General features: G+C 73.0%; 21 protein-coding genes. 9 read left to right on the top strand and 12 right to left on the bottom strand.

The features are described from left to right. Positions 1-166 precede the first annotated feature (166 nt). A complete protein-coding gene (locus tag AB0J72_RS21950) occupies positions 167-673 on the bottom strand; it encodes a diadenosine tetraphosphate hydrolase (RefSeq protein WP_363401436.1) in 507 nt (168 codons plus the stop codon). A 23-nt stretch (positions 674-696) separates the two neighbouring features. Between AB0J72_RS21950 and AB0J72_RS21945 the strand changes: the two genes are divergently transcribed. Further along, positions 697-1,215, top strand: a complete 519-nt coding sequence (locus AB0J72_RS21945) for a hypothetical protein (RefSeq protein ID WP_363401434.1) — start codon at positions 697-699, stop codon at positions 1,213-1,215. A 4-nt stretch (positions 1,216-1,219) separates the two neighbouring features. Here AB0J72_RS21945 and AB0J72_RS21940 read toward each other — a convergent pair whose 3' ends face one another. Continuing rightward, positions 1,220-1,930 carry an HD domain-containing protein gene (locus tag AB0J72_RS21940; protein WP_363401432.1) on the bottom strand — a complete coding sequence of 237 codons (711 nt, stop codon included), beginning with the start codon at positions 1,928-1,930 and terminating at the stop codon, positions 1,220-1,222. Between the two features lie 74 nt (positions 1,931-2,004). Here AB0J72_RS21940 and AB0J72_RS21935 point away from each other — a divergent pair, with 74 nt between their 5' ends. Next, positions 2,005-2,928: a zinc-binding dehydrogenase gene (locus AB0J72_RS21935; protein ID WP_363401442.1), complete on the top strand. Its 924-nt coding sequence runs from the start codon at positions 2,005-2,007 to the stop codon at positions 2,926-2,928. On the opposite strand, the gene AB0J72_RS21930 is transcribed toward AB0J72_RS21935, so the two are convergent. Then, complete coding sequence (locus AB0J72_RS21930) at positions 2,925-3,269, bottom strand: helix-turn-helix domain-containing protein (protein ID WP_344499654.1); 345 nt, start codon at positions 3,267-3,269, stop codon at positions 2,925-2,927. The genes AB0J72_RS21935 and AB0J72_RS21930 overlap by 4 nt on opposite strands. A 68-nt stretch (positions 3,270-3,337) precedes the next feature. On the opposite strand from AB0J72_RS21930, the gene AB0J72_RS21925 reads away from it, so the two are divergent. After that, positions 3,338-3,814: a group II truncated hemoglobin gene (locus AB0J72_RS21925; RefSeq protein WP_363401429.1), complete on the top strand. Its 477-nt coding sequence runs from the start codon at positions 3,338-3,340 to the stop codon at positions 3,812-3,814. A gap of 34 nt (positions 3,815-3,848) precedes the next feature. Continuing rightward, positions 3,849-6,782: an Hsp70 family protein gene (locus AB0J72_RS21920; RefSeq protein WP_363401427.1), complete on the top strand. Its 2,934-nt coding sequence runs from the start codon at positions 3,849-3,851 to the stop codon at positions 6,780-6,782. A 57-nt stretch (positions 6,783-6,839) separates the two neighbouring features. Here the strand turns inward: AB0J72_RS21920 and AB0J72_RS21915 are convergent, their stop codons facing one another. From AB0J72_RS21915 to AB0J72_RS21895, 5 genes are all read right to left on the bottom strand, one after another. Next, positions 6,840-7,322, bottom strand: coding sequence for a hypothetical protein (locus AB0J72_RS21915; protein ID WP_363401425.1), 483 nt, complete (start codon positions 7,320-7,322; stop codon positions 6,840-6,842). A 73-nt stretch (positions 7,323-7,395) separates the two neighbouring features. Next, a complete protein-coding gene (locus tag AB0J72_RS21910; protein ID WP_363401423.1) occupies positions 7,396-8,313 on the bottom strand; it encodes a hypothetical protein in 918 nt (305 codons plus the stop codon). Between the two features lie 112 nt (positions 8,314-8,425). Continuing rightward, a complete protein-coding gene (locus tag AB0J72_RS21905) occupies positions 8,426-8,806 on the bottom strand; it encodes a VOC family protein (RefSeq protein ID WP_363401421.1) in 381 nt (126 codons plus the stop codon). Between the two features lie 5 nt (positions 8,807-8,811). Beyond that, positions 8,812-10,035 (bottom strand): HEAT repeat domain-containing protein, encoded by a 1,224-nt coding sequence (locus tag AB0J72_RS21900; protein ID WP_363401419.1) that lies wholly within the window; start codon positions 10,033-10,035, stop codon positions 8,812-8,814. A gap of 36 nt (positions 10,036-10,071) precedes the next feature. Next, positions 10,072-10,983, bottom strand: coding sequence for a hypothetical protein (locus AB0J72_RS21895; protein ID WP_344505643.1), 912 nt, complete (start codon positions 10,981-10,983; stop codon positions 10,072-10,074). A 224-nt stretch (positions 10,984-11,207) separates the two neighbouring features. On the opposite strand from AB0J72_RS21895, the gene AB0J72_RS21890 reads away from it, so the two are divergent. Then, positions 11,208-13,412 carry a discoidin domain-containing protein gene (locus tag AB0J72_RS21890; protein WP_363401416.1) on the top strand — a complete coding sequence of 735 codons (2,205 nt, stop codon included), beginning with the start codon at positions 11,208-11,210 and terminating at the stop codon, positions 13,410-13,412. A gap of 178 nt (positions 13,413-13,590) precedes the next feature. On the opposite strand, the gene AB0J72_RS21885 is transcribed toward AB0J72_RS21890, so the two are convergent. The 4 genes from AB0J72_RS21885 to AB0J72_RS21870 all read right to left on the bottom strand — a co-directional run bounded on the left by AB0J72_RS21885 (position 13,591) and on the right by AB0J72_RS21870 (position 20,736). Further along, the gene (locus AB0J72_RS21885; RefSeq protein WP_363401414.1) at positions 13,591-15,591 is read right to left on the bottom strand and encodes an MMPL family transporter; all 2,001 of its coding nucleotides are present in this window, start codon (positions 15,589-15,591) and stop codon (positions 13,591-13,593) included. A gap of 93 nt (positions 15,592-15,684) precedes the next feature. Then, positions 15,685-16,449, bottom strand: coding sequence for an aminotransferase class IV (locus tag AB0J72_RS21880; protein WP_363401412.1), 765 nt, complete (start codon positions 16,447-16,449; stop codon positions 15,685-15,687). After that, positions 16,400-17,920 carry a chemotaxis protein CheW gene (locus tag AB0J72_RS21875; RefSeq protein WP_363401410.1) on the bottom strand — a complete coding sequence of 507 codons (1,521 nt, stop codon included), beginning with the start codon at positions 17,918-17,920 and terminating at the stop codon, positions 16,400-16,402. Before AB0J72_RS21875 ends, AB0J72_RS21880 begins: the two co-directional genes overlap by 50 nt. Further along, entirely contained in the window at positions 17,917-20,736 is a 2,820-nt protein-coding gene (locus tag AB0J72_RS21870) for a PAS domain-containing methyl-accepting chemotaxis protein (protein WP_363401408.1), read from the bottom strand. The genes AB0J72_RS21875 and AB0J72_RS21870 overlap by 4 nt, the downstream gene beginning before the upstream one ends. A 113-nt stretch (positions 20,737-20,849) precedes the next feature. Here AB0J72_RS21870 and AB0J72_RS21865 point away from each other — a divergent pair, with 113 nt between their 5' ends. The 4 genes from AB0J72_RS21865 (at position 20,850) to AB0J72_RS21850 (ending at position 24,960) form a co-directional block, all read left to right on the top strand. After that, positions 20,850-21,917 carry a sensor histidine kinase gene (locus tag AB0J72_RS21865; protein ID WP_363401406.1) on the top strand — a complete coding sequence of 356 codons (1,068 nt, stop codon included), beginning with the start codon at positions 20,850-20,852 and terminating at the stop codon, positions 21,915-21,917. A 151-nt stretch (positions 21,918-22,068) separates the two neighbouring features. After that, positions 22,069-22,731 (top strand): response regulator transcription factor, encoded by a 663-nt coding sequence (locus AB0J72_RS21860; protein ID WP_363401404.1) that lies wholly within the window; start codon positions 22,069-22,071, stop codon positions 22,729-22,731. A gap of 21 nt (positions 22,732-22,752) precedes the next feature. Beyond that, on the top strand, positions 22,753-23,559 hold the full coding sequence (locus AB0J72_RS21855) for a HEAT repeat domain-containing protein (protein WP_363401402.1): 807 nt from the start codon (positions 22,753-22,755) through the stop codon (positions 23,557-23,559). Positions 23,560-23,727: 168 nt separating this feature from the next. After that, the gene (locus AB0J72_RS21850) at positions 23,728-24,960 is read left to right on the top strand and encodes an MFS transporter (protein ID WP_363401400.1); all 1,233 of its coding nucleotides are present in this window, start codon (positions 23,728-23,730) and stop codon (positions 24,958-24,960) included. Positions 24,961-24,975 lie beyond the last annotated feature (15 nt).

Raw genomic sequence — 24,975 nt, 5'->3', positions numbered from 1 at the left:
CCAGTCCGCCGGCGCATGCCTGGCCCCGGCCAACTTCCGGACCCTCCGCTCCTCCTCCGCATCCACGGGAGGACGGGCAGCCAAGAACATGGGCACGACACTCACCCCCGAACACCTCAACCCCGCCCTACAAACCCAACCTACCTCCGACTTAACAAACGTTGCACTAGAGCCCCGGGAAGTCCTCCGGGACGCGGGCCGGCTCGTCGTACTCGGCGCTCAGCCGGGCGATCTCCGTGGCGAGGTCGGCCCGCAGCTGGTCGTGCCCAGGCCCGAGCGGCACCGTGTGCGCCGCGACCGGGTAGTGGCTGACCGGACCGCGCAGCAGCTCCGGCGGCTCCCACCCGTACCGCGGATGGATGTGCGCGTGCAGGATCGGGTCCAGGTTGCCGAGCACGCTGTAGTTGACCCGGCGGAACTGCGGATCGTGCCGCGCGCACACGGTCTGCACCGCCTCGCCGATGAGGTCCACGTCCGCCAGGAAGGCCAGGCGCCGGGAGCGCGACAGGTCGGCCAGGCGGTCCGCGGACGGGTCGTCGGACAGCAGGAGGCAGTAGCCCGGCAGGAACTGCGTGTCGCCGATCACCGCGAACCCCGACGACAGCCGGGCCAGCACGGTCGGGTTGCGACCTTCCAGTGCCGACCGGATACGGTCTTTGCGCCAGTCGTCCATCGCCGTCACGGTACCGTCAGCGCATGGGGACGAGCTACCAGACGCTGCTCGTGGCCGCCGCGCTCGGACCGGTCTGCGACGCGCTGGCCGTGGCCGGCGTCGACGCGATCGCGCTGCCCGCCGCGCCCGACCGGACCGCGGTCATCCCGCGCGAGGGCGACCTCGACTTCGCCGACCCCGGCGACCTGGCCGAGCGCATCGGCGCCGGCACCGGCTGGGCCACCCTGGCCAACGTGGTCGAGGACTCCGACTGGCTGCAGCTGGAGGCCTACCGGGAGGGCCGGTTCGTGCACCGGTACCGCTCCGACCGCCCCGCCCCAGACGACGCCGCCCGGCTGGCCCCGTTCGGCACCGGCGAGGTCGACACCACCCGCCTCGGCCGGGCGCTGCGCGGCGAGTTCGACGGCACCGGCCCCGTCTACGCCGAGTTCCAGCACCGCCTCATCCTCAACGCCCTGCACCTCGACCCGCGCGGCCTCACCACCGCATACCGCTGGGCCGACCCCGGCGACCTCCCCGGCGCGGTCAGGGTCGCCCCGTAGCCGGTCACGCCGGGTCCAGGATCGCGGCGAAGCGCTCCTCGGCGAGGTCGAGCTGGCGGAAGATGTGCTGCTTCACCAGCCGTGACAGCGGGGTGTCGGGCCGGGCCACCAGCTCGCGCAGCACGGGGACCAGCGGCCGGTACTTCGCCGCGGACGAGGCGACCTTCGGCCCCGTCGTGTGGATGACCCCGACGCCGTTGTCCGTGAAGTCGGAGACCTTCAGCACCCGCGCCCACGGCTCCCGTTCCAGGCTGTCGCGCACGTGCTGCCGGTACTGGGTGTGCTTGTCGACGGCCGGGTCGTAGACCGGGTTGGTCACGGCCGCGACGAGCCGCGCCGTCCGCTCGCCGAAGCGTGCGGCGAGCACCGCCAGGGCCGCCTCCGTCGTCGCGCCGGGCGTGCCGGCCAACTCGTCCGGGTGGTCCTCGACCGCGTCGTGCAGCACCGCCGCCACGATCACGTCGACGTCGCCGACCTCGTAGTGGTGCATGATCCGGATCGCCACGCGCAGCAGATGGTTGACGTACGGCTCCCGCACCCGCCGGTCGTCCTTGTGCAACCGCGCCGCCAGCTCCAGCGCCTCGACCAGCCGCTCCTGCTCCTGCGGCGCGAACCGCTGCGTCTCGAGCCGGTACCGCTCCCGCAGCCCGTCCTCCCCGTAGACCTCGGTGATCGCGTGCATCGGCATCGTCGCGAGATACGCCGGATAGTCCATCGTCAACTAATACCGGATCACGGCAACCGGGTGGTTGACCTGAACCCAAGTTGAGGTTGCAGGATCGCCGGGTGATGCGAGCTGTGTGGTGGCGTGCGGTCGGTCCCCCGTCGGTGCTGGAGCTGGGGGAGGCGGACGAGCCGGTCCCCGGGCCGGACCAGGTGCTGATCCGGGTGGAGGTGGCCGGGATCACGTTCATCGAGACGCAGACCCGGGCCGGCCGGGCCCCGAAGGCGGGCGCCGTCCCGCCCGCCGTGCTCGGCAACGGGGTCGGCGGGACCGTCGCCGCGGTCGGGCCGGGCGGCGACCCCGCGCTCGTCGGGCGGCGGGTCGTGGCGAGCCTGAACGGCACCGGCGGCTACGCGGAGCTGGCCGTCGCCGCGGTCCGCGACACGGTCCCGATCCCGGACGGCGTGTCCACGCCAAACGCCACGGCGCTTGTCGCCGACGGCCGGACCGCGCTCGGCCTGCACGAGCTCGCCCGCCCGCGACCGGGTGAGACCGTGCTCGTCGAGGCGGCCGCGGGCGGCGTCGGCAGCCTCCTCGTCCAGCTCGCCCTGGACGCCGGGGCGCGCGTCATCGGGGCGGCGTCGGGGGAGCGGAAGCTGGCCCTGGTCCGCGACCTCGGGGCCGAGGCCGTCGACTACACCACGCCCGGCTGGACCGAGCCGTTCAAGGATCTCGACGTCGTGTACGACGGGGTCGGCGGCGCCATCGGCCGCGCGGCCCTCGCCGTGACGGCCGGCCGGTTCGTCGTCCACGGCGCCGCGGGCGGCCCGCCGACCCAGCCCGGCGACGGCGTGACGGCCTTCGGCTTCCCGGACCTGCTGGCGATCGGCCGCCGCGCCCCGGAGCTGGCGACCCGCGCCCTGCGCGCCGCCGCCGAAGGCCGCCTGCGCCCGGTCATCGGCCAGACCTTCCCCCTGGCCCGAGCCGCCGACGCCCACGCCGCCATCGAGTCCCGCCAGACCGTCGGCAAGACCCTGCTGACGGTCTAGCCGACGGGGGTGCCGGTGCGGGCGGCGCGGGCGGAGCCCCAGTCGTAGAGGGCCTGCAGGACCGGGGCGAGGCTGGCGCCCTCGTCGGTGAGCCGGTACTCGACGTGCGGCGGGACGGTGCCGTGGTCGTGGCGGGACACCAGGCCGTCGGACTCCAGCTCGCGCAGGCGCTGCACCAGCATCTTCTCGCTGATCTGCGGCATGCGACGGCGGAGCTCACCGTACCGGTGCACGCCCTCCTTCAGGTGCGCGAGGATCACCGGGCGCCAGCGGCCGCCGATCACGTCGACGGCGAGCTCCACCGGGCAGTGGTAGCGCTTGTCCGCCACGGGTTTGTTCAATTCGGTCCCCTACTCACCAGAAGGTGCGTACTTGATCGACAACCGCGGGGTGTGGTCGGGTGTTCCCCATGAGCGACGTTGACTCATCCAAGACACCGACGCTGTACGAGTGGGCCGGCGGCACCGAGGCGCTGAAGAAGCTCACCGAGGCGTTCTACCGCAAGGTCCCGCAGGACGAGGTGCTCGCGCCGGTCTTCGCGCACATGAGCCCGCACCACGCCGAGCACGTCGCGGTGTGGCTGGCCGAGGTGTTCGGCGGGCCGGCCACCTACACGGAGCGGCACGGCGGCTACCCGTACATGCTGAGCCAGCACCTCGGCAGGGGCATCACCGAGCAGCAGCGGCGCCGCTGGGTGAACCTGATGCTCGACACCGCGGACGAGGTCGGCCTGCCCGGCGACCCCGAGTTCCGGGCGGCGTTCGTGGGCTACCTGGAGTGGGGCACGAGGCTGGCGCGGGAGAACTCCCAACCGGGCGCGCAGCCGCCGAAGGAGGCGCCCGTCCCGCGCTGGGGGTGGGGCGTCGCGCCACCGTACCAACCGTGAGACAACGGGCCTGTAGGACATTTAGCCTGAATGGGTGGGAGGCTATCAGCTGAGCGTCGACCTCGGCACCTCGAACACCGTCGCGGTGCTCGCGGGGCCGGACGGCGTGCACCATCCGCTGCTGTTCGACGGCGAGGAGTTCATGCCGTCCGCGACGTGTCTGGACAACGCGCCGCACCTGCTCGCCGGCCGTGACGCGCTCGCCCTCGGCCAGTCGTTCCCGGACCGGCTCGCCGCGTACCCGAAGCGCTGCGTCGACACCGGCGGCGTCGTCCTCGGCGGCGTCGAGTGCCCGGTCACCGACCTGTACGCGGCGGTCCTGGCCCGCGTGGCGGCCGAGGCGCGGCGCATCGCGGGCGAGCCGATGAGCACCGTGACCCTCAGCCATCCCGCCTGCTGGGACCGCCGCCAACAGCAGACGCTCACCCGCGCCGCCGCGAAGATCGGCCTGGGCCCCACCCGGCTCGTCGCCGAGCCCGTCGCGGCGGCCCTGCACGTCGTCGACTCCGGCACCCTCGACGTCCCCGACGGCATGTCCCTCATCGTGTATGACCTGGGCGCCGGCACCTTCGACGCCGCCGTCGTCTGCCGGACGGGCGCGACGTTCGAGGTCCTCGCGCAGCGCGGCCTGCCCGACGCGGGCGGCCTCGACCTCGACGCGGCCATCGTCAGGCACCTCGGCGCCGTCCTTGCCGACGACACCATCAGGTGGGAGCGGCTCACCCGCCCGCAGACGGTCGAGGACTGGCGCGCCGGCCGGCGCCTGCTGGACGAGGTCCGCGCCGCCAAGGAACTGCTCTCCGTGGCCGAGTCCACCACGATCCAGGTGCCGCTGTTCGAGGAATCGGTCCTGTTGGACCGGAAAGATCTGGAAAAGGTCGCCCGTCCGCTGCTCGACCGGACGGTCGAGGCCACCTGCGGCGCGATCACGGAGGCGGGCCTCATGGCCGAGGAGGTCGCCGGCGTGCTGCTCATCGGCGGCGCCTCCCGCATCCCGCTGGTGTCCCGGCTGCTGCGCGACCGGCTCGGCTTCGAGCCGACCCTGGACCGCCGGCCGACGCTCGCGGTCGCCGACGGCTGCCTGCCGGTCCGCCCCCGCAGCGCCGCCCGCCGCCCGCGCCGCGCCACCGCCGCCACCGTGTCCGCCGCGGCCGCCTCCCGCGCGGCTGCCTCGGCCGCGAACGCTGCTTCTGTCGCGGATGCTGCTTCTGGTGCGGATGCGGCCGATGTACCGCCCACCGCCGCACCGCCCGTCTCCGCTCCGCCGGTGTCGTCGCCGCCCGTCTTCACGCCGCCCGTCACCGGTCCGTCGCCGTTCGCGCCCGCTGCCGGACCGTCCTTCGTGCCGCCGACCGCCGGTCCGTCGCCGTTCGCGTCGTCCTCCTCCTCCGCCGGAGTGCCGCCGGCGTCGGCCGAGACCTCACCTGCCGCGTCGGCGCCTCCTGCCGATTCGGAAACTCCTGCTGCTTCGGCCGCTGCCGCTTCGGCGGCTTCTGTTGCTTCGGCGGCCCCGGCGCCCGTCTCGGCACCGCCCGTCTCGGCACCGCCGCTCTCCGCGCTGCCCGTGTCGGCGCCGCCCGTGTCGGCGCCGACGGTGTCGGTGCCGCCCGCTTCCGGGCCGCCGCTCTCCGCGCTGCCCGTGTCGGCGCTGCCCGTGTCGGTGCCGCCCGCTTCCGGGCCGCCGGTCTCGGCGCCGCCCGCTTCCGCGCCGCCGGTCTCGGCGCCGCCCGCTTCCGCGCCGCCGGTGTCGGTGCCGCCCGCTTCCGGGCCGCCGGCAACCGACGCGGTGGCCGACGAGGCGCCCGCGGAGCCGGAGGTCGCCGAGCCCCCGGAGCCGGAGCCGCCGCGCGTCCCGCACCCGGCGTCCAGGGCACACGCGTCCGCCGTCTCGCATGTGACCGACGCCGACCCGGAGCCTCCGGTCGAGCAGCCGCCCCCCGTCGCACACCCGGCATCGGCCGCGCGCGCGTCCGCCGCGGACCACTCGCCGGGCGCCCGGCGCAGGACGTACGGCAGGCACCCCGGCTCCGGCCGCCAGCGGGCATCGATTCCCCAGGCAGCCGCGGCGCTGGACGACAGCTGGGACCCGCACGAGACGCCGCAGGACTCGTGGGGCTCGCCCGAAGAGGAGCCCTGGGACCCGCGCACAACACCGGACCAGTACGCCGCCGCGCCCCCGCCCGACTGGGGCGCGGCACCCGGCCACCATGAGCCCTGGGACCCGCATGCGGCCGCTCCGTACGCGGCTTCGGCTCGCCAGGAGCCCTGGGACCCGCACGGAGCCGCGCACGCGGCTTCGGCTCGTCACGAGACTTGGGACCCCCGCGACGCCGCTCCGCACGCCCCCCAGGAAACGTGGCATCAGCAGGAGACGTTCGTCCCGCACGAGGCGTGGACCACGTATTCGGCGTCCGGGTCGCCCGAGCCTCCGGCCTCCGCGCCGCCCCAGGCCCCGTGGGTGGATCCCCACCCGTACCCGACCGGCGCGCCGCAGCAGTCGTCAGCGTGGCCGTGGTCCGAGCCGCCGTTCGGCCAGGCACCCGCCCCCGCGACGACCGCGCCGCGGAAGGCCCCCAAGGTGCGGCGCAAGCCCGCGAACATCACGGCCGGCAGCACCAGGTCGAAGGCCGTCCGCGCCGCGAAGATCACCGCCGGCACCCTCACCGGCGCGGTCGTGGCCATCGCCACCGGCGTGTGGGTCGGCTTCGCCGTCGCGCCGTCGGAGCAGCTGCCCACGATCCAGGTCGGCCAGTGCGTCCGCCAGGACGGCGCCCAGGCCCGCCGCGTCGACTGCACCGAGCCCGACGCCTACACCGTCACCGCCAGGGTCTTCCCGGCCGGCTCGTGCCCCGACCCCGCCCAGCCCTACGCGATGCAGGAGCAGACCCAGCTCTGCCTCGCCCCCGCCGCCCGCAAACCCGCGGGCCCGAAACCCGCTGCCCCGCCGACCCGCCGCTACGGCCCCTGACCCCACCGGGAAGCGGCTCGCGGCCGCCTGCTCGTCGAGGTCGGGCTCCGGGCCACCTTAGAAAAGGCGCTCCGCGTCGGCGGGGATCCAGGGTCCCGGCTGGGTCGCCCAGCCGGCGTCGTAGCGCCGCACCGCCTCGATGAACTCCGCCGGCGGCCGGTACTCGTGCGCGGTCACGTAGTGCCAGACCAGCGACGGCGCCGCGAACATCACGCCCGGCCCGGCCGGCACCCGGATCTCGTGGTAGGCCAGGTAACTGCCGCCCGGCCGCGGATCGGTGATGATGCCCTCGCCGGGCGGGCAGAACTCGCAGTCGTGCAGGCCGCGGTACGTGTTGACGGACGGATTGCCGATCGCGTCGAGGACCGCGCCGGCGAACCAGTCCGGCACCGGGCCCCGCTCGAACGGGTGCTCCGCGCTCAGCCAGCCGATGTTGCGCCGCTCGTACTCCGGGCGGTAGCGCACGCAGCTCCGGCCATACCGCAGCGTGTCGGTGTCACCGCCGTAGGCGTAGGGCGTCAGGTCCGCGTAGTAGGTCACGGCGCACGGTACACCGTCCGGCGCCGCCGACTCCGGCCCCGGCGCGGGCGCCTGACACCGGGAAGCCGGCGGGTCAGGAGCGGGACAGCTCCGTGATGCGGCGGAGCAGGAGGCCTTCGCGCAGGGCCCAGGGGCAGACGTCGACGTGGTCGATGTCGAGGGCTTCCATGGTGGCGGCGGCGATGACCGCACCGGCGAGGAGCTGGCGGGAGCGGCTCGCGGCGACGCCGGGCAGGGCGGCGCGCTCCTCGGGGCGCATCGCGGTGAGCCGGGGGATCCAGTCGTGCAGGCCGCGCAGCGTGAGCCGGCCCTCGGCGCCCGCGACCCTGGCGAGCTGCTTGAACGTCTTCGACGTCGCGACCTGCAGCGCGCCGGCGGGCACGGACGACGCATACGGCCGGACGGAGCGCAGCACGTGCCGGTGCACGGCCTCGACGTCGCGGCGGCGGGCGGGGTGGCAGGGCAGCATGGTGCGGGTGATGCGGGCCGCGCCGAGGGGCAGCGACACCGCGAACCCGGGCTGCTCGCCGGGGCCGGCCGCGATCTCGGTCGTCGCGCCGCCGATGTCGAGCAGGAGCAGCGGGGCGCCGGGCGCGCCGGGCGCACCGGAGGTGTCGCCGAGCCAGCGCCGGACGGCGAGGAACGTCACGCGGGCCTCGTCCTCGCCGCTGAGCGAGCGCAGCTCGATGCCGGTGACCTCGCGGACCCGGTCGCGGATCTCCTCGACGTTGGTGGCGTCGCGGATCGTCGCCGTGGCGAGGGGGATCAGGTCGGTGACGGCGTGCCGGCGGGACGCGTCGACGGTCTCGGTGACGGCGGACACCAGCCGGTCCACGGCCTCGTCGGACAGCGCACCGTCCGCGTCGACGGAGTCGGCGAGCAGCGTCGGGGCCTTGAGCCGGAACACCGACTGCGGCGGGCCTCCCGGGTGGGCGTCAACCACGTGCAGATGCGCGGTGTTGGAGCCCACGTCAAGCACGGCCAATCGCATCGGCTCCCCCTTCTCCCCGCGCGAGCTCGCCCGGTACCCCGTCATTGTCCCACCGAAACATCACAACCCTGTTGCCGGCAACAGTCAGATCCGCGGCAGTGTCCACTGTGGACTACGTCGAAGGAACGTGACCCAGATTCACGATGCAGAACCGGTTCCCGTCCGGGTCGGCGAGCACCACGAAGTCGGGGTCGGCCGGATAGCTGTCCCAGTCCACATGGGACGCGCCGAGCGCCTCCAGCCGCGCCGCCTCGGCCGACAGCTGCGCGGCGTCGGCGACGTGCAGGTCCAGGTGGATTCGCGGGTGGGCCTGCGGGGGAGTGACGTTGCGCTGCAGCGCGATCGGCGTGCCGACGCCGTCCGGTGGCACCAGGATCGTCGCGGCACCACCGAACCCGGTCTCGTGCCGACGGTACCCCACCGCCTCCTGCCAGAAGCGGGTGGCCCGCGCCACGTCGTCGACGCCGAGGACGATCGCACCAACGGTCAGCATCCGCGTCATTGTGCCAGCCGCGTCGAGGCGACCCAGCGCACCGTGGGGTCGTTGTCGCTCATGTACCGCCTGAGCACCGGCACCGCCGCGCTCCGGTCCAGGTGGCTGAGGATGACGGCGACCCGCTGCCGCACGACGGGGTCGGGGTCGTCGGCGAGGCCGAGCACCAGCGGCGCCCACCGGCCCCGGTCCCGGGTCGCGAACAGCGCGCTCACGGCCTCCGCCCGCACCGCCGCCACGTCGTCGCGCAGCAGGTCCGCGAGGCGCTGCGCCGCCAGGGGGTCGGCGTCGACGGCCGGGCCGAGCGCCTTGGCGGCGGAGAGCCGGTTGCCGGGCGCGGGGTCGGCGGCGAGCGCCAGCAGCGGGCCGAGGTCGTTGAGGCGGCCGAGCGCGGCCCGGGCGTGTTCGCGGACGGAGCGTTCGGTGTCGTCGGTGAGGCGGCGCAGCAGGGTCACCGCGGCGGCCCCGCCGAGCCGGCCGAGCGTGTTCGCCACCGCCGCCCGCACCCGCGGCGACGGGTCGTCGGCGGCCGGGGCGAGGTCGGCGACGGCGCCGGGCCGCCCGGACCGTCGCAGCGACTCGACCGCCGCCGCCCGGGTCTCCTCGAACGGGCTGCGCAGCGCCTCGACCAGCGCCGCGTACGCCGCGTCGTGCCGCACCGCGATGTCGAGCTGCCCGGCGGCGCTCAACCGGACCGATCGGTCCGTGTCGTGGAGGGCCGCGGCGAGCAGATCGATGTCCTTCGGGCCCGGCAGGTGCCCGAAGGCGTGCAGCCCGACGCGCCGCCGCTCGACGCTGCCGTCGGTGGCGTACTCGGTCACCAGCCGGCGCCCGCGCGCAGGGTCGGCCCGCAGCAGCTCGGCGATGGTGATGTCCAGGTCCACCTGGCTGTCGCTGAGGTCGCGGGCAGCGGCCTCCAGCAGCGCCGGCAGCGCGTCCGGGCCGGCGATCGCCGCGAGCACCGGGGCGATCAGGTCCCGGCCGGCGGGGTTGCCGTCGTCGAGGAACCGGGCGAGGTGCGTGTGCAGCTCGGGCACGAGGGAGCTGTCGCCGGATCCGGTCAGCGCGTCCAGGGCCGCCGCCAGGGCGTCGGCCTCGACGGGAGCGCCGTCCACCGAGCCGTCCACTGAGCCGTCCACTGAGCCGACCACTGAGCGGTTCGTGAGCTCCGCGAACTCCGCGGCGGCGTGGCGGAGCACGGTGGCGAGGGCGGCCCGGGTGTCGGTCACCCGCGCCACCCTGCCACAACGGGGGTGGGTCGCGCGTCAGGCCTTCGGGGCCTCGAAGACGAGCATCGCGTCCGCCGGGGGCTCGCCGTAGATGGAGCGGACGGTGGCCTCGTCGAAGCGGGTCTCGTCGGCGACGTTGACGAAGTCGCGGATCGCGGTGCCGGTGCAGTACGTGTCGGCGAGCGGCGCGCCGCGGCGGGCGACGACGTCGGGGACGTGCACGGTGCGGAAGTCGACGCTGTAGCGGGCGAGGCCCGACGTGTTCGGGGTCGACCGGTGCAGGTGGGCGCCGGAGAACAGCAGCACCTGGCCGGGCGCGGGCAGCACGACCAGCTCGTTCGGCGGGTTGTGGTCGGTGGCGCCGGGGCGGACCTGGGCCTCCCGCTTGACCGACGCGGCGGTGGTGAGCCGGCCGACGTTGTTGGCGTAGTAGTCGAAGTCGCCGGAGTTGTTCGCGACCGGCGCGTTGAAGCGGTCGAGGTCGAAGGACATCGCGTTGGTGTCGCGGGCCGGGAAGATCGGCAGCCACCAGTTGAGCTGCTGGTTCGGCGCGGAGTACCAGACGTCGCGGTGCCACGGGAAGGCGAACGCGACGCCCGTGGTCAGGTGGCCGACGGGGAACGAGGTGCGGGGCTTCGGCACGTCGAAGTGGGTCTCCTCGGCGGTGAAGCCGGCCTCCTCGATGATGTTGCGGACCAGCTTCTTGGACCGCTCGTCGTGGATGAACCGCGGCTTCCACGGCCCGAGCAGGGTGGCCATCGCGGCCGGCTCGAAGTGCTCGTGGGCGTGCTCCGGGTCGTGCGGCGCGAAGAGCTCGGTCAGCTGCTGCCTGGCGTGGTCGACGAACTTCGCCACGGACGGCAGCTTCGTCATGACCAGAAGGTGACCGTCATACAGGCGTTGGCGGAGCACCTCGGGCGTTGCCTGCAGGTCGACGTGAACGGCCATCTGTCTTCCTCCCCGGAGAAGTATTCGCAGGTGAGCGTAGGCATCCGCCGGGGCGCATGACACCCGGGTCCCCAATTCGGTGCTGGTTCGTCAGGTTTCTGACTCAACGTGACCGTCAAAGATCGAGTTTGGCAAATGGATGGCAAACGATTGCCGCCGCCGGACGGGCGTCACTACCGTCCGAGGCACATGTCCCCACCCCGCCAAATGAGGGAGATGCACCAATGCCCCCTGCCCACGACGCGGCCTCCAGCCGGGCGGCGAAAGCCCTGCTCAGCGTGGCACTGATGCTCGGCGGCACCGTCGCCGCCATCGGTGCCACCACGGGCGTCGCGCACGCCGCCTGCGGCACGACCAACGTCGCGCTCAACAAGCCCGCCACCTCGTCGTCCAACGAGAACGGCAACCTGACCCCCAACAAGGCCGTCGACGGCAACACCGCGACCCGGTGGTCCAGCGCCTTCAGTGACCCGCAGTGGCTGCAGGTCGACCTCGGCGCGGTCACCGACGTCTGCCAGGTCGTCATCACCTGGCAGACGTCCTACGCCAAGGCGTTCAGCGTCGAGGTGTCGCCGACCGGCGCGGCCGGCAGCTGGACGTCGATCTACTCGACCACCACCAGCACCGGCGGCACGCAGACGCTCACCGTCAGTGGCAGCGGCCGCTACCTGCGCGTGTACGGCACGCAGCGGGCCAACAACTACGGCTACTCCATCAAGGAGCTCGCGGTCTACAGCGGCACGCCGGTCGAGCCGCCGGTCTGCCCGACGCCACCGCCGGCGAACCCGACCCTGCCGCCGAACTTCATCGTGTTCGACCCGTCGATGCCGGCGAGCACCATCCAGGCCCGCGTCAACGAGGTCTTCGCGGCGCAGGAGTCCAACCAGTTCGGTGCGCAGCGCTACGTGCTGGCGTTCCAGCCCGGCACGTACAGCGGCATCAACGTCAACACGGGCTTCTACACCTCCGTGATCGGCCTGGGTCGCAACCCGGACGACGTCGTCATCAACGGCGACGTGACGGTGGACGCGGGCTGGTTCGGCGGCAACGCGACGCAGAACTTCTGGCGCTCGATCGAGAACCTGTCGATCGTGCCGAGCAACGCCAACAACGGCGACCGGTGGGCGGTGGCGCAGGCCGCGCCGATGCGGCGGGTGCACATCCGCGGCAAGCTCAACCTGGCGCCCAACGGCTACGGCTGGGCCAGCGGCGGCTACATCGCCGACAGCAAGATCGACGGCAGCGTCGGGCCGTATTCGCAGCAGCAGTGGTACACCCGTGACAGCTCGATCGGCGGCTGGGTCAACGGCGTGTGGAACATGGTGTTCTCCGGTGTGCAGGGCGCCCCGGCGAACAGCTTCCCGAGCCCGCCCTACACCGTCCTGCCCACCACCCCGGTGATCCGGGAGAAGCCCTACCTGTACCAGTCGGGCGGCGCCTACAACGTGTTCGTGCCGAACCTGCGCACCAACGCGGCCGGCACCACCTGGTCCGGCGGCTCGACGCCCGGCACGTCGATCCCGCTGAGCAGCTTCTACGTCGTGCAGCCCGGCGCGACCGCCGCGTCGATCAACGCGGCCCTCGCCTGCGGCCGGCACCTGTTCTTCACCCCGGGCATCTACCACCTGAACCAGACGCTCAACGTGACCAACCCCAACACCGTGATCCTGGGTGAGGGGTACCCGACGCTGATCCCGGACAACGGCGTCAACGCGATGACCGTCGCCGACGTCGACGGGGTGAAGATCGCCGGGGTGCTCTTCGACGCCGGCACGGCCAACTCCGACACGCTGCTCACGATCGGCCCGGCCGGCTCGGCCGCGAGCCACGCCACCAACCCGACCACCGTGCAGGACGTGTTCTTCCGCATCGGCGGTGCCGGCCCCGGCAAGGCGACCAACAGCCTGGTGGTCAACTCCGACAACGCGATCATCGACCACATCTGGGCCTGGCGCGCCGACCACGGCGCGGGCGTCGGCTGGACCGTCAACACCGCCGACACCGGGCTGATCGTCAACGGCGACAACGTCTCCGCCTACGGCCTGTTCGTCGAGCACTACCAGAAGGACGAGGTGGTCTGGAACGGCCAGGGCGGCCGGACGATCTTCTTCCAGAACGAGATGCCATACGACCCGCCGAGCCAGTCCGCCTGGCGGACCGGGGCGCGGGGCTACGCCGCGTACAAGGTGGCCGACAGCGTGACGACCCACGAGGCGTGGGGGATGGGCAGCTACTGCAACTTCAACGTGGACTCCACGATCGTCGCCGAGCACGGCTTCGAGTCCCCGGTCACGGCCGGCGTGAAGTTCCACGACCTGCTCACGGTCTCACTCGGCGGCAAGGGCACGATCGCCCACGTCATCAACACCACCGGCGGCCCGGCGCAGGGCCAGAACACGGTCCCCGTGTACCTGGTCAGCTTCCCGTGACCGATTTCTGTTAACACCGTTTGACATTTCTGCTCCATCGACGTACAACACTGTGAGAGCGCTCTCAGCAGGCTTGCCCGGGCCGGCCGCCACCGGCCCGGGCAGGTTCCTCATGACCGCGCAGACAGGGCCCGTCCGGCATGGGAGCGCCGGGCGGGCCCATTCAGTCGGGTCAGGCCTACCTTGTCGCAGCCGCCGCCGGTGTACGGGTGTCCTCCTGGACGGCGGTGACCGCGGGCGGGACCCGGCCGGGCCACCAGGCGGCCTTCCCGAGCAGGGTCATCGTCGCCGGGACCAGCAGCATCCGGACCACGGTCGCGTCCAGCACGATCGCCACGACCAGGCCCAGGCCGATCTCCCGGATCGGGGCGAACCCGCCGACCAGGAACCCGGCGAACACCACCACGAGCAGCAGCGCCGCCGACGTGACGATCCGGCCGGTCTCCTGCAGCCCGACCGCCACCGACCGGCGGGAGTCCGCGCCGGTGAGCCGGTGCTCGCGGATGCGGGCGAGCAGGAACACCTCGTAGTCGACCGACAGACCGAACGCGATCGCCGCCACCAGGACCGGCACGGTCAGGTCGATCATGCCGAGGTCGCCGCGCTCCTGGAACACCAGCGTCACCACGCCCAGCGCCGCGCCGATGCTCAGGACGCTGGTGACGACCGCCTTCAGCGGCAGCAGGACCGACCGGGTGAACGCGGCCAGCAGCGCGATCGTCGCCGCGACCACGACCAGCGCGGCGATCGGGCCGTAGCCGGCCAGCATCCCCCGGTAGTCGACGAGCTGGGCCGCGGCGCCGGTCACGAGCACCTCGAACGGCGCCGGCACGTCCCGCACCGCGTTGACCGTCGCGCGGCCCTGCGAGGTCTCGGGGCGGTGGGCGGGCGCGGCTCGTACCAGAGCGACGGCCGCCGACAGGGGCTCGACCTCGACCTTCGTCACGCCCGGCACCGCCCGGACGCGCTCGGCGAACTGCAGCGTCGCGGGGTCGGTGGCGGACGCGCGGACCACGGCGACGATGTCGTCCGGCCCGACGAGCTCGGGGAAGTGCGCGGCCAGCTGGTCGTACTGCTGCCGGGTCTGCGTCGAGGCCGGCAGCGCCCGCGCGTCGCTGTTGCCCAGGCGCATGTCCAGGGCCGGGACGGCCAGGGCGAGCAGCCCGGCGGCGGTCACCACGGTGGTCAGCAGCGGCCGGCGCTGCACGGCGACCGCGATCCTGCCGAAGACGCCGTCGCCCGTGCGGGGCTTCGCGGGCTTGACCCGCCGGCCGACGAGCGCCAGCACCGCCGGCAGCAGCGTGAGCACCGCGACCATGTTGACCAGCACGACGCCGGTACCGGCGAGACCCATCGACCGCAGGAACGCGTCGGGGAACACGGCGAGCCCCAGCAGGCTGGCGGCGACCGTCAGGCCGGTGACCGCGATCGTGCGGCCCGCCTTGTCCACCGCCGCGGCGAGCGCCTCCTTGACGTCGCCGGTGTTCGCGCGCTCGGTCCGGAACCGGCTGATCAGCAGCAGCCCGTAGTCGACGGCGAGACCGACGCTGAGCATCGTGGCGACCTGGATCGCGTAGACGGAGATGTCGGTGCCGAAGCTGAGCGCGTAGAGCAGCCCGAACGTGCCGCCGATCCCGGCGAGCGCGACCAGCAGCGGCATCGCCCCGGCGAGCAGCCCGCCGAACACCACCACGAGCAGCACCAGCACGATCGGCATCGTGTAGAGCTCGGCCCGCTGCACGTCCGACTGGGCCTGCCCGCCGAACTCCGCGTCGGTGAGCATCCCGCCGGTGACGGTGACGCCCGTGGTCCGCAGCCGGTCCGCGACCTTCTGCGCCACGACGGCGTCCTTGACCGTGACCTGCAGCAGCGTCGCCTGACCGTCGGCGGCCGGCAGCGGCGCCCCGACCTGGCTGACCCCGTCGAACCCCCGCACGTCGGCGAGCGCCGCCGTCAGGTCCACCCCGCCGGTCGCCACCACCGTCAGCTGCGCCGGCTGCGGCCCGGCGGCCTCGTCCCGCAGCTTCAGGGCCCGCTCGGTCTCCGACCCGGGCACGGTCGCGACCTGCGCGGTCAGCTTCATGAACACCCCGCCGCCGACGCCGAACCCCACGGCGACGACCGCCACCCAGAACACGATGACCATCACGGGCCGGCGCAACGCCAGCGCTGTCAACATCCGGAACATGCCGACGATATTGGTCGCGGTGACCGTGCCGGCACCTCGCCGCGGGGAGCGGTCTTCGCCCTCCCTCTCAGGAGTGAGGCGGGGTCAGAGCTCGTCCCAGGGGACGTCCTGCAGCGTCTGCCGTACGCCGGCCATGAGGGTCTCGTCGACGGCGAAGACGTGCTCGTCGACGGCCGAGACGGCGGCGACGCCGATGGAGTTGGTGACGAACGCGGCGGTGTAGAGCGGCAGGTCCTCGAGGGTGACGGTGGCGCGGCGGGAGGGCAGGAGCGGTTCGAGGAGCTGCATCGTGATGCCCGGCAGCGCGGGGGCGTCCGGCCAGACGACGTGCGTGCCGTCGAAGAACGCGATGTTGTGGACCGCCGCCTCGGTGATCTCGCCCTCGGGGGTGGTGAGCAGCGCGTCGTCGAAGCCGTGCTCGACGGCGGCCCTGCCCCAGTAGATCTGGCCGAAGCCGCCGAGGTGCTTGATGTGCGCGACCGGGCGCTGGTACGGCACGGACATCAGCCGCAGGGGCGTGGGCGACGGGTAGGCGGGCGGGCGGACGGCCACGAGCACCGACAGCGGGGCGTCCGGGCTCGGCTGATAGACGTTGACCCGCACGGCGGCGTCGGGGGTGTCGCGGACGGCGTGGCGCAGCAGCGAGCGGGCGTGCTCCGGCTCCAGGGCGGTGTCGAAGAGGGCGAGCGACGCCGACGCCAGGCGGCTCAGGTGCAGGCCGAGGCCCTGCACGCGACCGGAGCGGACCTGCAGCGCGGTCAGGTGCCCGTAGTTGACCAGTGCCGGGAAGTACAGCTCCTCAGGCGTTGGCGAGTGCCCGTCGATCTCCAGCCGGATCAGACCGTCCATGATCGCCCACCATAGCCCGCACGACCTGCTCCAGGTCGATGCGGGGCAGCATCCGGCCGTCGATCTTCACCAGCGGGCTGCCGGCGAGGCTGACGGGCGCGCCGGGGTCGGCGCCGGTCCGGCGCTCCTCCCACGCGGACTCCTCGATGGCGCGCAGCTGCGGCACGATGAAGCCGGCGCGGGCGGCGCCGGCCTCGACGAGCAGCACCCGGGCGGTCGCCTCGTCGGCCTCGAGGTGCCCGCCGAGCAGGCCGGTCAGGCAGAACAGCGGCACCGACGCCCGCTGGTGGGTGAAGACGCCGCGCAGCGGGCCGCCGCCGGCGAAGGGGATGACGTCGGCGGGGTACGGCACGATCTCGCTGATCTGGGTCAGCGGCGTGGCGAGCTCGACGCCGGCGTCGTACGTGAGGAACTTCCGCACGCTGGTCTCGATCGCGCGGCCGTCGAAGCGCGGGTCGGCCGCCTCCGGGCGCGCGGCGACGCGGGTCACGGGCGGCGCGCCACCGGCGGGCGTGCCGAGCGCGGCGATCGTGCCGAGGTCCTCGTCCGCCCGCAGCGCCGCGCCGTCGAGCACCAGGTAGGAGCCGCCCTCCTGGCCGGGCAGGATCCCGATGGCGTGGCCCGCGGCGGGCAGGCCGAACCCGGGCATCGGGAGCACGTCGGCGTCCGGCACCGCGATGATGCTGACGACCTCCGTGACGGCGAACGCGAGCAGCCCGCGCTCGAACGACAGCGACACGCCGCGCTTGACGTCGACCGGGGTGAGCGCGCCGAGGCCCAGCACGGCGAGGGTGTCGACCGTCGGCACGAACCGGTCGCCGAGCCGGACGACGCCGTGGATCGTGGGGCCGTCCAGCGGCGAGGACTTGAGCACCAGCTCCGGCACCACCGAGTGGATGTGCGACACGTCGACGGCCAGGCCGATCTCGCCGCAGCGCAGCAGCATCATCATCCGCCGGCCGCCGGCGGAGATCCCGGCCGCCGCCTGCCGCGCCTGGGCGACCGCGCCGCTCGGCCCGCCGGTGTCGGCGGCGAGGACCATGCCAGGGGTGTGCTTCACCGCGGCGCAGTCCAGGACGCTGACGACGGCGCTGTCGTCGGGGCGCTCGAACGTGCGGCTGAAGAGCGGCAGGTCGGCGTTGACGCTGATGTCCAGGTGCGCGTCGTCCTCGATGAAGACGACGCCGCGGACCACGTTGGCGAGCAGGCCGAACACCGAGCCGTCGTAGGTGACGACCACGACGACCTCGGCGACCTCGGCGTCGGTGGCCTCCCGGCGATCCAGCAGCTGCCGCAGGTCCAGCACCGGGATCACCTGGTGACGCAGGTTGACGGCGCCGACGAGGCCGGGCGCGACGGCGAGCAGCGGGTCGAACGCGGCTGGGCACGGGATCACCTCGCGCAGCTCGGACAGCGGCAGCGCCACCTGCACGTCGGCGACGGTGAACACCCCGTACAGCGTGCCGGTCATGGCTGCTCGGTGGGCGCGGCGCCGATCAGGTCGCCGATCAGGGTGTTCACCGTCTTCGACGTCTCCTGCTGGTGGCGGGTCGACGTGACGATCTGGTGGATCGACTCGGAGGTCTTGCCGACGCTGCGCAGGATCTCCTCGAACGCGTCCTGGGCCCGGTGCGCCACCTGCGCACCCTGGTTGATCCGGGTCGCCGACTCGACGATGAGCCGGCTGATCTCCCGCGCCGACTCCGAGGACCGCTCGGCCAGCTTGCGCACCTCACCGGCGACGACGGAGAACCCGACGCCGTGCTCGCCGGCGCGGGCCGCCTCGATCGAGGCGTTGAACGCCAGCAGGTTCGTCTGCGACGCGATCTCGCCGATGACCTGCACGATCGCCGCGATCTGGTCGGAGGAGCGCTCCATCAGGTCGATGGCGTCGATGGACTTGCGCAGCTCCTCGAAGCCGCGCTGCGCGTTGGACTGGGTCTCCCCGGCCAGCTCGCTGGCGTGGCCGGCGTTGCCGACGATCTGCGCGATCGACGTCGACAGGTCGTCGATGGCGCCGCTCATCTCCCTGGTCTTCGTGGTGAGCCGGTGCTCCAGGGCGATCTGCTCGGTGATGTCCTGCGCGTACTTGACGACCTTCACCGGCTCGCCCTTGAGGTTGAAGATCGGGTTGTACGTGGCCTGCAGGTACACGTCGCGGCCGTACTTGCCGACCCGGTGGAACCGGCCCGCGAGGAACTCGCCGCGGCTCAGCCGCAGCCAGAAGTCCCGGTACTCCGGCGAGGTGATGTAGTCCTGGGTGCAGAACATGCTGTGGTGCTGTGTCACGATCTCGCGCAGCGTGTAGCCCATGGTGCGCAGGAAGTTGTCGTTGGCGTTCATGATGTTGCCCTCGAGGTCGAACTCGGCGACCGCCTGCGCCCGGTCCATCGCGGTGACCTTGCCCTCGAACTCGGCGTTGCGCAGCCGCGACGCCGTCACGTCCGCCGCGAACTTCACGATCTTGTACGGCTGGCCGTCGAGGTCGAGGATCGGGTTGTAGGACGCCTGGATCCAGATCTCCCGGCCGTCCTTGGCGATCCGCTTGTACTCGCCGGTGTCGTACTCGCCGCGCCGCAGCCGTCCCCAGAACTCCTCGTACTGCTCCGAGGCCGCCTCCGAGGGCTCGACGAAGAGCCGGTGATGCTTGCCGCGGAGGTCGTCGATCGTGTAGCCGAACAGGTCCAGGAAGTTGCGGTTGGCGTCCAGGACGATGCCCTTGGGGTCGAACTCGATGACCGCCTGGGCCCGGTTCAGCGCCGCCACCTTGCCCTCGAACTCGGCGTTGCGCGACTTCTGCGCGGTGATGTCGCTGGCGTACTTGACGATCTTGTACGGGTGGCCCTCCAGGTCGAAGATCGGGTTGTACGTCGCCTGCAGCCACACCTCCTTGCCGCCCTTGCCGATCCGCTTGTACTCGCCGGTCTGGAACTCGCCGCGCGAGAGGGCCTCCCAGAACACGCGGTACTCGTCGCCGCCGACCTGCGCCGGGTCGACGAACATCCGGTGGTGCCTGCCGCGCACCTCATCGACGTTGGTGTAGCCGGTGAGGTGCAGGAAGTTGCGGTTCGCGTCGAGGATCGTGCCGTCGAGGTCGAACTCGATCACCGCCTGCGCCCGGTCGATCGCGGTGACCTTGCCCTCGTACTCGGCGTTGCGGTGCTTCGAGTCGGTGATGTCGGTGGCGTACTTGACGATCTTGTACGGGCGGCCCTCCAGGTCGAGTATCGGGTTGTAGGACGCCTGCAGCCACACGTCCCGGCCGTTCTTGCCGATCCGCCGGTACTCGCCGGCCTCGTAGCGGCCCTTGGCGAGCTTCTGCCAGAAGTTGCGGTAGCCGGTGCCGCGGGCCTCGTCCTCGGGGACCAGGATCTTGTGGTGCTGCCCGATCAGCTCGTCGGCGGTGTAGCCGGTGGCGTCGAGGAAGTGCTTGTTGACCTGCCGGATCGTGCCGTCGAGCTCGAACTCGATGACCGCCTGCGCCCGGTCGACCGCGGCGACCTTGCCCTCGAACTCGACCGTGCGCAGCTTCTGGTCGGTCACGTCCATCGCGTACTTGATGATCTTGTACGGGCGGCCCTCGAGGTCGAGGATCGGGTTGTAGCTCGCCCGCAGCCACACCTCCCGGCCGCCGCGCCCGATCCGCTTGAACTCCCCGCTCTCCGACTCCCCGCGGACCAGCCGCTCCCACAGCTTGGTGTACTCGGCGCTGTTGGCGAACGCCTCGTCGACGAACATCCGGTGGTGCTTGCCGACCACGTCACCGAGCGAGTAGCCGGTCAGGTTCAGGAAGTTCTCGTTGGCGCCGATGACCTCGCCGTTGAGGTCGAACTCGACGACCGCCTGCGCCCGGTCGACCGCCGTGTAGCGCCCGCGCAGCTCCGCCAGGACGCGCCGGTCGTCGGTGATGTCGTACGCGGTGAGCAGGATCGCGTCCGGCTCCTTGCCCGCGCCGCGCACCGGCCCGCTGTTGAACCGCAGCCACCGCTGCCGCCCGCCGCTGTCGACGATCGACGTCACCTGCTCCAGGAACCGCCCCGCCCGCGCGCTGTCCAGGAGCTGGTCCATGATCTGCGACTGCAGGTGCCAGACCTCCTCCAGCCGCTTGCCGGCCAGGTCCGCCGGCGGCAGGTCGGTCGTCTCCAGCACCCGGTCGTTCACGGACACGACCGTGCCGTTCTTCGCGTTCAGCACGACGATCATGCGTTCCTGCACCAGCAGGCTCAGTGATGCCTCCGCGAGCGCCGGCGTGTGGCTGTCGTTCACGAGGCTGATCGGTTCCGGCACGGTTGCTCCTCGGGTGCGCTTCGATCTGATCTTCGGCCGCAGCCCACCCGCCTTGAGAGGAACCATTCTTACGACTGAGGCGCCCGGACCGGGTGCCGTTGACAATGGCTGCCATGCGCATCCGGGCCGTGGACATCCTGATCACCGTCGCGGTCACCGCCGCCAGCGTGTATCCGGCGGTGCTGTGGGGCACGACGCTGGACGTCGCGCTGGCCCTGGTCGCGTCCGTGCCGCTGCTGTGGCGCCGGCAGGCCCCGATCCTCGTCGCGCTCGCCTGCGGCGTCGGCACCACCTGGCTCTCGGTCACCGACCACCTGTTCGACCAGCCCTATGGCCAGCTCGTGGCCACCTACACCTGGGCCGAGCTCGCCACGCCCGGATGGCGGCTGTTCGCCGCCGCCGGCACCGCCATCGGGGTCACCGTGTCCCTCGTCGTGCCGCAGGAGAGCCCGCCGTCCTTCGCCTACGTCGGGATGATGTTCGTCGCCGCCTATGCGCTCGGCACCGGCATGCGGGCCCGCCGCGACCGGATCGCGTTCCTGGAGGAGCGCACGCTGCGCCTCACCGAGGAGCAGGCCGGCGCGGCCACCGCCGAGCGGGCGCGGATCGCCCGCGACATGCACGACGTCCTCGCCCATTCCGTCGGCCTGATGGTCGTGCAGGCCGAGGGCGGCGCGTCCGTCGTGCGCACCGACGCGGCGCGCGCCGAGGCGGCGTTCGACGCGATCGCCGGCACCGGCCGCGAGGCGCTCGTGCAGCTGCGCCACGCCCTCGGCGTCCTGCGCGACGAGCGCCCCGAGACGCCCGGCCTCGACGCCGTCCCGTCGCTGGTCGAGCGTGCCCGCCGGACCGGCCTCGACGTCACCCTCACCCGCGACGCCGTCCCGCCCGTGCCCGCCGAGGTCGGCGCGACCGCGTTCCGGGTCGTGCAGGAGGCCCTCACCAACGCCGTCAAGCACGCCGGTGCGCGTCACGTCGCCGTGGAGCTGGCCGCGGAAGGCCCGTCCTTACGCGTCCGGATCCGCGACGACGGCCGCGGCGGCACCCCCAAACCCGGCGGCCACGGCCTGTCCGGGATGGCGGAGCGGGTCGCGGCGGCCGGCGGCACCCTGCGGACCGGGCCCGCCGAGCCGGGCCCCGGCTTCGAGGTGTCCGCGCTCCTGCCGGCCGTGGTGGGTTGACTGTGTTCTGCGGCGTCCGTGTTGCTGGCGGCCTGATCGGTGGGCGGTCTGTGATGGCCGCTGGTCTGCCTTCCGGGCGCGGCGGCGGGTGTGTTCTGCCGCGCTGCTGGCGGCCGCGGTGTGCTGGGCCGGCGCGGGTAGGTTGACGGCTGTGCTCAATGTCGTGGTCGCCGACGATCAGGCCCTCGTGCGTGACGGCCTGTGCATGATCCTGTCCTCCCAGCCCGACATCACCGTCGTCGCGGAGGCCGCCGACGGTGTCGAGGCGGTGGCCGCCACCCGCGCGCACCACCCCGACGTCGTCCTCATGGACGTGCGGATGCCCAACCTCGACGGCATCGGCGCCACCCGGGAGATCAGCGCCTGCTCACCCGCGACGCGCGTGCTCGTCCTCACCACGTTCGACCTCGACGAGTACGTCTACGACGCGCTGCGCGCCGGCGCCTCCGGCTTCCTGCTCAAGGACATGCACCGCACGGAGCTCGTCGCCGCCGTGCGGACCGTCGCCGCGGGGGAGTCGCTGCTCGCGCCGACCGTCACCCGCCGCCTGATCGCCGACGTCCTGCGCCAGCGGGCACCCGTCGTCGCGACGCTCGCCCCGCTCGCCGCCCTCACCCCGCGCGAGCTGGACACGCTGCGCCAGGTCGCGCGCGGCCTGTCCAACGCCGAGATCGCCGCGGAGCTGTTCGTCACCGAGCACACCGTCAAGACCCACGTCTCGAGCCTGCTGTCCAAGCTCGGCCTGCGCGACCGCGTGCAGGCGGTCGTCGTCGCGTACGAGTCCGGGCTGGTCCGCCCCGCCGCCCCGCTGTGAGACGTGTGTAGCGTGTGGCCGGTGGATCTGCGTTCCGGCACCCTGGAAGACCGCGAGGAGCTGCTGTACGAGCTGCTTGACCGGGCACCCGTCGACCCTGCCGCGGCTGAGACGGTCCGCGCCGTCGTGCGCGACTACCAGGATCACCATCGCTCGCTGTACACCAGAGCCCTGAACCGCGCGGACGACTTCGTCGACGCGTCGCTGCGCGAACCGCTCCTCGCGGCGCTCGCCGACACCCGCTACAACTGCCAGGCGTGGGCGGCGATGGGCTGCGCGGCCGGAGGCTTCACCGAGGCGGTGCCGACCCTGCTGGACCTGCTGGACGACCGGGACTGGAACGTCCGCGAGCAGGCCGTCCGCGCCCTGGGCCGGCTCGGCGACGCGTCCGTCGTGCCCGCGCTCGCGCCGCTGCTGCGCGACCCGCAGGAGCATCCCCGCCAGTACGCCGCCGACGCCCTCGCCGACATCGGCGGGCCAGAGGCGCTCGAGGCGCTGTGGCACGAGCTGGAGCACCGGCGCTTCGCCCGGATCGGCTACATCGCCAGCAACCTCGCCCGCTTCACCCCTGCCGTGCTGCCCCGCCTCGCCGAGGCCGCCACCAGCGCCGACCCCAACGTGCGGTACTGGGCGGCGGTCGCGCTGGGCTCCACCGGCGACTCGTCCGCGGCCCCGATCCTCGAGCGGCTCATGGCGACCGACCACGCCGCCACGGTCTTCGACGGCCGGGTCGACGTCGCCGCGAAGAAGGCCCTGCGCACCCTGCGGCGCATCCAGGCCGCGGTGGCGGCGCGCGCGGACGGCTCCGCCGACCCGGCCGCGGGCTGATTCCGCCGCCGGCTCCGCTGTGGGCTTTTGCCGGTCGCGGCTCCGCTGTGGGCCGCGTCGGTCGCCGGCTCCGCGGTGGGCTGCGTCGGGCGCGGTTCGGCTGTGGGCGGATTCCGCCGCCGGTGAACTGCCCTTGATCGATGGCTGCGGGCGCGGTCGAGTGGGTGGATGAGCATCGGAGTCCGTTCGTCGCCGTACTGGCCCGTCGTCAGCCATCCGAAGCTCGGCCGGATCCTGCCCGGACTCGTCGTCTCGGCGCTCGGCGACGGCATGTCGCTCGTCGCCGTCACGTGGCTCGCGTTGCAGCTCGCCCCGCAGGAGCACCGCGGCACCTGGGTGGCGGTGGCGGTGGCCGCGTATTCGCTGCCGAGCGCCGCCGGCGGGGTCCTCCTCGGCCGGTTCCTCCGGCACCGTGGCGGCGCCCAGCTCGCCGGGTGGAACGCCATCCTGCGGGCGGCCGCCCTCGGCGCGATCGCGCTCGCCGCCGCGCTCGGCGCGCTGCACCTGCCGCTGTACGTGGCGCTGCTCGCCGTCTCGTCCCTGCTGGCGGCGTGGGGATCCGCCGGGCACTACACGCTCGTCGCGGAGCTGCTGCCGCCAGTACACCACCTGCCGGCGAACGCCGTGCTCACCACGATCGCCAACGGCGCCACCATCGCCGGGCCGCCGCTCGCCGGGCTGCTCATCGGCTGGACCAGCCCGGCGACCGTCATCGCGATCGACGCGGCCACCTTCGCGGTGCTCGCGCTGACCTACCGCCTGGCGGTGCCGCCGGGCGCTCCCGCGGCGGACGGCTCGTCGTCCAAGGCCGGGTTCGCGGCCATCCGGCACGACCGCACGCTGCTCGGCCTGCTCGCCCTGTCGTTCGCGTTCTTCTTCCTGTTCGGCCCGTTCTACGTCGCCATGCCGATCCACGTCGCCACCGACCTGCACGGCTCGGCGACGCTCCTGGGCACCTACTACACCGCGTTCGGCGCCGGGGCGCTGCTCGGCGGCCTCGTCACCGGATACCTGCGACGGCTGTCACTGTGGCCGACCACGATCGGCATCGTCCTCGCCTTCGGCACCGCGATGCTGCCGCTCGGCCTCGACGTGCCGACCCCGGTGGCGATCGGCAGCTTCGCGCTCGCCGGCGCGATCTGGGCGCCGTACATGGCGACGTCGATGGCGCTCTTCCAGCGCACCACGCCCGCCGCCGACCTGCCGCAGGTCCTCGCCGCCAACGGCGCCGTCCTCGTGCTCGCGGTCCCGCTCGGCACGATGCTCGGCGGCCCGCTCGTCGCCCTGCTCGGCGCCCGCCCCACCCTCCTCGCTTGCGCGGCCGCGACGATCGCCCTCGGCGTTTTTGTCATACCCGTGTGGTGGTATCGACGGCATGGAAGCGGTGGCGGTCCGGCATGACACAGGTTCACACTC

It is taken from the genome of Dactylosporangium sp. NPDC049742 (assembly GCF_040674675.1).
Classification (GTDB): Bacteria; Actinomycetota; Actinomycetes; order Mycobacteriales; family Micromonosporaceae; genus Dactylosporangium; species Dactylosporangium maewongense.
The sequence above is the reverse complement of the archived record's forward strand: the minus strand, read 5'-3'. Positions and strand labels throughout refer to the sequence as shown.

Coding starts and splice junctions, on each gene's coding strand:
- AB0J72_RS21950 (WP_363401436.1), bottom strand. CDS start 673: ATGGACGACTGGCGCAAAGACCGTATCCGGTCGGCACTGGAAGGTCGC.
- AB0J72_RS21850 (WP_363401400.1), top strand. CDS start 23,728: ATGAGCATCGGAGTCCGTTCGTCGCCGTACTGGCCCGTCGTCAGCCAT.
- AB0J72_RS21940 (WP_363401432.1), bottom strand. CDS start 1,930: ATGGACTATCCGGCGTATCTCGCGACGATGCCGATGCACGCGATCACC.
- AB0J72_RS21875 (WP_363401410.1), bottom strand. CDS start 17,920: ATGACCGGCACGCTGTACGGGGTGTTCACCGTCGCCGACGTGCAGGTG.
- AB0J72_RS21935 (WP_363401442.1), top strand. CDS start 2,005: ATGCGAGCTGTGTGGTGGCGTGCGGTCGGTCCCCCGTCGGTGCTGGAG.
- AB0J72_RS21885 (WP_363401414.1), bottom strand. CDS start 15,591: ATGTTGACAGCGCTGGCGTTGCGCCGGCCCGTGATGGTCATCGTGTTC.
- AB0J72_RS21905 (WP_363401421.1), bottom strand. CDS start 8,806: ATGCTGACCGTTGGTGCGATCGTCCTCGGCGTCGACGACGTGGCGCGG.
- AB0J72_RS21880 (WP_363401412.1), bottom strand. CDS start 16,449: ATGGACGGTCTGATCCGGCTGGAGATCGACGGGCACTCGCCAACGCCT.
- AB0J72_RS21865 (WP_363401406.1), top strand. CDS start 20,850: ATGCGCATCCGGGCCGTGGACATCCTGATCACCGTCGCGGTCACCGCC.
- AB0J72_RS21945 (WP_363401434.1), top strand. CDS start 697: ATGGGGACGAGCTACCAGACGCTGCTCGTGGCCGCCGCGCTCGGACCG.
- AB0J72_RS21925 (WP_363401429.1), top strand. CDS start 3,338: ATGAGCGACGTTGACTCATCCAAGACACCGACGCTGTACGAGTGGGCC.
- AB0J72_RS21910 (WP_363401423.1), bottom strand. CDS start 8,313: ATGCGATTGGCCGTGCTTGACGTGGGCTCCAACACCGCGCATCTGCAC.
- AB0J72_RS21895 (WP_344505643.1), bottom strand. CDS start 10,983: ATGGCCGTTCACGTCGACCTGCAGGCAACGCCCGAGGTGCTCCGCCAA.
- AB0J72_RS21890 (WP_363401416.1), top strand. CDS start 11,208: ATGCCCCCTGCCCACGACGCGGCCTCCAGCCGGGCGGCGAAAGCCCTG.